This window comes from Methylobacterium sp. WL6, from assembly GCF_008040095.1.
Taxonomy (GTDB): Bacteria; Pseudomonadota; Alphaproteobacteria; order Rhizobiales; family Beijerinckiaceae; genus Methylobacterium.
This window is the reverse complement of the sequence record NZ_VRVH01000297.1, coordinates 1-5,363: the sequence shown is the minus strand read 5'-3', so window position 1 is coordinate 5,363 and position 5,363 is coordinate 1. Positions and strand designations below refer to the sequence as shown.

Sequence of the window (5,363 nt, the reverse complement as noted above, 5' to 3'; positions counted from 1 at the left end):
GCCCTCGCCGCCGCCGGCGATCGTCCGCGCCAGCCCGCCAACAACCGTCCGCGCAGCGGCGGCGGCGGCAACGGCGGCGGCGAGGGCCGTGCCATCGGCTGGCTCGACCGCAGCCCGCGCTCCTGAGCCAGCTCGCTCCCTGACCTGATCGAGAAGGCCGCCCCGGATGCCCGGGGCGGCCTTCTGCTTTTTCGTATCCGGTGTCCTGCCGCCGGCGCGGGAGCATTGCCGGCGGTGGTCCCGCGCCCCATCTCGACGGCATCGAGACAGGAGCAGCCCCGATGCGATTCGAGATCTACCGCGATGCGCCGGGCCATTGGCGCTGGCGCCTGCGGGCGCAGAACGGCAACGTCGTCGCCGATTCGGGCGAGGGCTACGTTCGCCGCGAGGATTGCGAGCACGGCATCGCGCTGGTCCGTCAGAGCGAGACCGCGAAGGTCATCGACATGACGACGCAGATCGCCTGATCACAACCGAAAGTCGGCTTTCGCGACGAAACGCTTTTCGCGGTTCGTGCGTTTCGACGGCTCGGGCTCAAGCCCCGCTCGTACGTCTCCCATCCACGAAAGAGTTGAGATCCGCGATGAGGAAATTCCTGCTGGCCGCCCTGCTCGTCCTGGGCTTCGCGGCCGCCGCCCCGCAGGGCGCGTCCGCCGCACCGGTCGGCCCCGGCCTCGCCCTTCAGACGGAAGCCGCCCCCGCGGTCGCCGAGAAGGCCCAGTACTTCTACCGCCGCCGGTTCGGGCCGCGTCCGTTCTACCGCCGCCCGTATTACGGCCGCCGCTTCTACGGCCCGCGTCCGTTCTACCGTCGTCCGTATTACGGCCGCCGCTTCTACGGCCCGCGTCGTCGGTTCTTCTACTGATCGCACGGCGAGCCTGCGTCGAAGTCTGAACCCGGCGGCCCTTGGGGCCGTCGGGTTTTTTCATGACTTGGGCAAGCGGGCTGCGTTCGCGCGCGATCCGGTGTAGGGTCTCGCGTTCGGGACGGCCGGCATCAGATCGGTCCGCCCGGGAGGAACGCCCCATGGACGATATCGCGACGCGCGAGGTGATCGCGCGCGACCTCTGGCAATCGATCCCGCTCGAATGCCTGGTCTGCGCCGCCGCCGTCTTCCTGGCGGCCGGCCTGAAACTCGCCGGCCTGATGCCCTGACCCCTTTCGACATCGCGGCGTTCGCGCATAATCGGCGCCGCGCCCCGAGCGCGTCGGTGCGCTTCGCGCCAAGGAACAGGACCGCATGGACCGGGACAGCGCCGAGGAACCGCAGGGCGATCTGACGGTGCGCACCATCGCGATGCCGGCCGACACCAACGCCAACGGCGACATCTTCGGCGGCTGGGTGCTGTCGCAGATGGACCAGGCCGGCGGCATTGCCGGGGTCGACCGGGCCGAGGGCCGCGTGGTCACCGTGGCCCTGGACGCCATGACCTTCATCCGCCCGGTGCGGATCGGCGACGTGCTCTGCGTCTACACCCGGATCGGGCATGTCGGGCGCACCTCGATGAAGATCGAGGTCGAGGCCTGGGCGCGGCGCTTCCGGACGCAGGTGCGCGAGAAGGTGACGTCGGCGACCTTCACCTTCGTCGCGATCGACGACGAGGGTCGGCCGAGGGCGATCCCCAAGGCCGCCCCGGTGGCGGAGCCGTCGTTCACGCCAGCGTGATCGACGGGTTCCGTTCCAACGCGGTTCCGGCTAGGCATCGCGCGAGCGGATCCCCGAGGGGGCGGGGGGATGCGACAGCTGGCCCGAGGATTGTGCCGTTGCCCGACCCGTCGCACCGCGCCGACAACCTGACCTGGCAGACCCTTCAGCCCCGCGAGACGCGCTGGCGCAGCCTGAGCCAGCGCCCGGCCATCGCCTGGTTCACCGGGCTGTCGGGGGCGGGCAAGTCGAGCATCGCCAACGCCGTCGACCGCTCGCTCACCGAGGCGGGGCGGCACGCCATGGTGCTCGACGGCGACAACCTGCGCCACGGCCTCAACCGGGACCTCGGGTTCACCGCGGCCGATCGCGCCGAGAACATCCGGCGGGCGGCCGAGACCGCGCGCCTGATGGCGGAGGCGGGACTGGTGGTGATCGTGTCGCTGATCTCGCCGTTCCGCGCCGAGCGCGCGACAGCGCGGCAGATCGCGGGCGACATCCCGTTCCTGGAGGTCTTCATCGACACCTCACTGGCGGTGTGCGAGGCGCGCGACCCGAAGGGCCTGTACGACAGGGCGCGGGCCGGCACGATCCCGAACTTCACGGGGATCTCGGCGCCCTACGAGGCGCCGCTCGACCCCGACATGACCTTGGTCACCGACGGGCTGAGCGTTGCGGAGTCGTCGAGGACCCTGATCGCGGAGCTGATGCGGCTCAGCGCAGGCTGACCCCAAGCGTCTCGCGTTCGCGGCAAACCCCTCACTCCGCCGCGAACAGCCCCCAGCTACCCCCGGGATCGGGCGCGTCCGCCGCCGCCGGCTCGGCGACGTCCGCCTTCGGGTCGCCCGGTGCGGTCTCGCAGCCGAGCGCCGGCAGGGCGATGATGCGGTTCTTCGAGAAGTCCACGCGGCAGACGATGGCGTTGCGGCTTTCCATGTAGCCGAGCAGGCGCCGGGCGCGGCCGGGCGAGCGGCTGCCGATGGCCCGGGCCAGCGCCGCATCGCCGGGACAGGGCTCGCCCGCGAGCGCCGCCCGCGCCAGCAGCAGGAACAGGCCCTGGACCTCCTCCGGCATCCCGGCGGCGGCCCCCTGCGCCTGGGTCCAGCGTTCGTCCCCGTCGGTCGCGGCGGGCGCCGCATCGATCCCGGCCCGTGCCACGCTCAGGGACCGGCGGAAGGCCTGGAGCCCGACGCGCTCGCCGTCGAGGCCGCGCATCCGGCAGCGGACCAGGAAGTCCTGGTAGACCACGGCGACGGATTGGCGCCCGGCCTCGGGCTCGGCGACCAGCCCGCGCAGGATCGCCTCGCAGCCGGCCCGGTTCTCGGCCTCGTCGAGCACGGGCGGGGCGGCGGCCGGCTCCGGACGGTGGGCGGCGAGCTCCCGCATCAGGTCGGCGGGGCTGACGCGCGGCGTCGCCGGCGCCCGCGACGCCCGCGTCGGGTAGGCGAAGCCGGCTTCGGCCGGCGCCAGGATCTGGGCGCGCAGGTCCGCGTCCGCCGCCTGCGGCAGCGGGATCAGGGTCGGCGAGGCCGCGCGCGACGAGGTGGTGACCGGACCGATGCGGAGAGCGAGCGGACGGCGGCTCAGCGCCGGCCCGAGCGCCACGAACTCGCCCCGTGCCAGGTCGCGGAAGCGCTCCGCGCCGCGCCGGTCGAGGCCGAGCAGGTCGGCGGCCCGCGCCATGTCGATGTCGAGGAAGGTGCGCCCCATCAGGAAGTTGGTGGCCTCGGCCGCGACGTTCTTGGCGAGCTTGGCCAGCCGCTGCGTCGCGATGATGCCGGCCAAGCCCCGCTTGCGCCCGCGGCACATCAGGTTGGTCATCGCACCGAGCGCGATCTTGCGGGCCTCGTCAGAGACGTCGCCGGCGGCGGCCGGCGCGAAGATCTGTGCCTCGTCGACCACGACGAGGCAGGGATACCAATGCGCCCGCTCGGCCTCGAACAGCCCGCCGAGGAAGGCGGCGGCGGCGCGCATCTGCGCCTCCATGTCGAGGCTCTCGAGGTCGAGCACCACCGAGACGCGGTGCCCGCGCACCCGCGCGGCGATCGCCTGTAGGTCGCCCTCCCCGTGGCTTCCGTCCACCACGAGGTGGCCGTGCGCCTCGGCGAGAGTGACGAAGTCGCCTTCGGGGTCGATCACCACCTGCTGCACGTGGCCGGCGCTCTGCTCCAGCAGGCGGCGCAGCAGGTGCGACTTGCCCGAGCCGGAATTGCCCTGGACGAGCAGGCGCGTCGCGAGCAGCTCCTCCAGGTCGAGGCGGGCCGGCTGGCCGATGCCCTGCCCGTCGAGCCCGAGCCCCATCTCGATGCCGAACGCCATCGTCGCTCCGGTTGCACGCCGCGGGAAATCCCGAGCCTCCCGTTAACACGCGAGCACCCTTCGCGATGCGTCCGGCGCGCCGCGCGTCCACAGGCGCGGGGTCGCGGTGGACGACGGGCTCAGAGCGGCTTGCGGTAGACCACGAAGCCCGAGCGGTCGCCGACCTGATCGTAGAGCCGCATCGCCGTCGCGTTGGTCTCGTGCGTCTGCCAGTAGACCCGCGGCGAGCCGGCGCGGCGCGCCGCAACGTAGACGGCCTCGATCAGCGCGCGGCCGACGCCCCGCCCGCGGGCGTCGGCCGTCGTGAAAAGGTCCTGCAGGTAGCAGAACGGCGCGGTGGCCGTGGTGGTGCGGTGGTAGAGGTAGTGCGTCAGGCCGATCAGCCGGCCCTCGCGTTCGGCCACCAGCGCGTGCATCGGCTCGTAGGCGTCGAAGAACCGCTCCCAATTCGCCTGCGTCACCGCGGGCGGGATCGCCGCCGGGCCGACGCGCTCGTAGAACAGGTTGTAGCCCTCCCAGAGCGGGAGCCACTGCGCGTGGTCGGCGCGGGCGACGGGGCGGATGACGACGTCCTGGGGCATCGTCGCGATCCTGCACCCGCCCGCATCGCCGCTCAAGCCGTGCGGCCCGCGCGCGATCGTGGCATGCTGCCATCCATGCGGAACGCCATCACCGACATCGCCGGCATCCGGGTCGGCCACGCCACGGACGCACGGGTCGCCAGCGGCGTCACCGCGCTGGTGTTCGACCGGCCGGTCACGGCGGCGGTGGACGTCCGCGGCGGCGGGCCGGGCACCCGCGAGACCGATTTGCTCGACCCCGAGCGCACCGTCGAGGGCATCGACGCGCTGGTGCTGTCGGGCGGCTCGGCCTTCGGGCTGGATGCCGCCGCGGGGGTCGTGGCGTGGCTCGCCGAGAACGGGCGCGGCTTTCCCGTCAGCGGGATGCGGGTGCCGATCGTGCCCGGCGCGATCCTGTTCGACCTGCTCAACGGCGGCGACAAGGCGTGGGGGCGCTATCCGCCCTATCGCGAGCTCGGGTTCCTGGCGGCCCAAATGGCCTCGGAGGACGTGGCGCTCGGCTCGGTCGGGGCCGGCACCGGCGCGCGCACGGCCAACCTCAAGGGCGGGATAGGCTCGGCCTCGGCCGACGTTCCGGGCACCGGCTTCCGGGTCGGCGCGCTCGCGGCGGTCAACGCCTTCGGCCGGGTGACGGTCGGCGACGGCCCGCATTTCTGGGCGGCGCCGTTCGAGCGGGCGGCGGAGTTCGGCGGCCTCGGCTGGCCCGGCGCGATGCCGGACGACGCCCTCGCCTTTCCCGTCCGCGGCCTGCCCGGCGCCGCGACGACGCTGGCGGTGGTCGCCACCGACGCGGCGCTGACCAAGGCGCAGTGCCGGCG

Annotated in this window: 8 protein-coding genes; 6 read left to right on the top strand and 2 right to left on the bottom strand. The window is 73.1% G+C overall.

What is annotated here, in order from left to right; all coding sequences use genetic code 11:
- The first annotated feature begins 281 nt into the window (after positions 1–281).
- From FV230_RS23975 to cysC, 5 genes are all read left to right on the top strand, one after another.
- Entirely contained in the window at positions 282–467 is a 186-nt protein-coding gene (locus tag FV230_RS23975; RefSeq protein WP_147844179.1) for a DUF1508 domain-containing protein, read from the top strand.
- Between the two features lie 116 nt (positions 468–583).
- A complete protein-coding gene (locus FV230_RS23970; RefSeq protein WP_147729335.1) occupies positions 584–865 on the top strand; it encodes a hypothetical protein in 282 nt (93 codons plus the stop codon).
- Positions 866–1,026: 161 nt separating this feature from the next.
- Positions 1,027–1,155 (top strand): hypothetical protein, encoded by a 129-nt coding sequence (locus tag FV230_RS31290; protein ID WP_281408321.1) that lies wholly within the window; start codon positions 1,027–1,029, stop codon positions 1,153–1,155.
- Between the two features lie 85 nt (positions 1,156–1,240).
- Positions 1,241–1,666, top strand: a complete 426-nt coding sequence (locus FV230_RS23965; RefSeq protein ID WP_147729336.1) for an acyl-CoA thioesterase — start codon at positions 1,241–1,243, stop codon at positions 1,664–1,666.
- Between the two features lie 98 nt (positions 1,667–1,764).
- Positions 1,765–2,373, top strand: a complete 609-nt coding sequence (gene cysC / locus FV230_RS23960) for an adenylyl-sulfate kinase (protein ID WP_187275601.1) — start codon at positions 1,765–1,767, stop codon at positions 2,371–2,373.
- A 31-nt stretch (positions 2,374–2,404) separates the two neighbouring features.
- On the opposite strand, the gene FV230_RS23955 is transcribed toward cysC, so the two are convergent.
- Positions 2,405–3,964 carry an ATP-binding protein gene (locus FV230_RS23955; RefSeq protein WP_147844177.1) on the bottom strand — a complete coding sequence of 520 codons (1,560 nt, stop codon included), beginning with the start codon at positions 3,962–3,964 and terminating at the stop codon, positions 2,405–2,407.
- A gap of 119 nt (positions 3,965–4,083) precedes the next feature.
- Positions 4,084–4,545, bottom strand: coding sequence for a GNAT family N-acetyltransferase (locus tag FV230_RS23950; protein WP_147844176.1), 462 nt, complete (start codon positions 4,543–4,545; stop codon positions 4,084–4,086).
- Between the two features lie 75 nt (positions 4,546–4,620).
- Between FV230_RS23950 and FV230_RS23945 the strand changes: the two genes are divergently transcribed.
- A partial coding sequence (locus tag FV230_RS23945; RefSeq protein WP_147844180.1) for a P1 family peptidase occupies positions 4,621–5,363 on the top strand: 743 nt, incomplete at its 3' end.

Excerpts from the sequence above, each read along its gene's own strand:
- FV230_RS23975 (WP_147844179.1), top strand. The coding sequence starts at position 282 with ATGCGATTCGAGATCTACCGCGATGCGCCGGGCCATTGGCGCTGGCGC.
- FV230_RS23955 (WP_147844177.1), bottom strand. The coding sequence starts at position 3,964 with ATGGCGTTCGGCATCGAGATGGGGCTCGGGCTCGACGGGCAGGGCATC.
- FV230_RS23965 (WP_147729336.1), top strand. The coding sequence starts at position 1,241 with ATGGACCGGGACAGCGCCGAGGAACCGCAGGGCGATCTGACGGTGCGC.
- FV230_RS23950 (WP_147844176.1), bottom strand. The coding sequence starts at position 4,545 with ATGCCCCAGGACGTCGTCATCCGCCCCGTCGCCCGCGCCGACCACGCG.
- FV230_RS31290 (WP_281408321.1), top strand. The coding sequence starts at position 1,027 with ATGGACGATATCGCGACGCGCGAGGTGATCGCGCGCGACCTCTGGCAA.
- FV230_RS23970 (WP_147729335.1), top strand. The coding sequence starts at position 584 with ATGAGGAAATTCCTGCTGGCCGCCCTGCTCGTCCTGGGCTTCGCGGCC.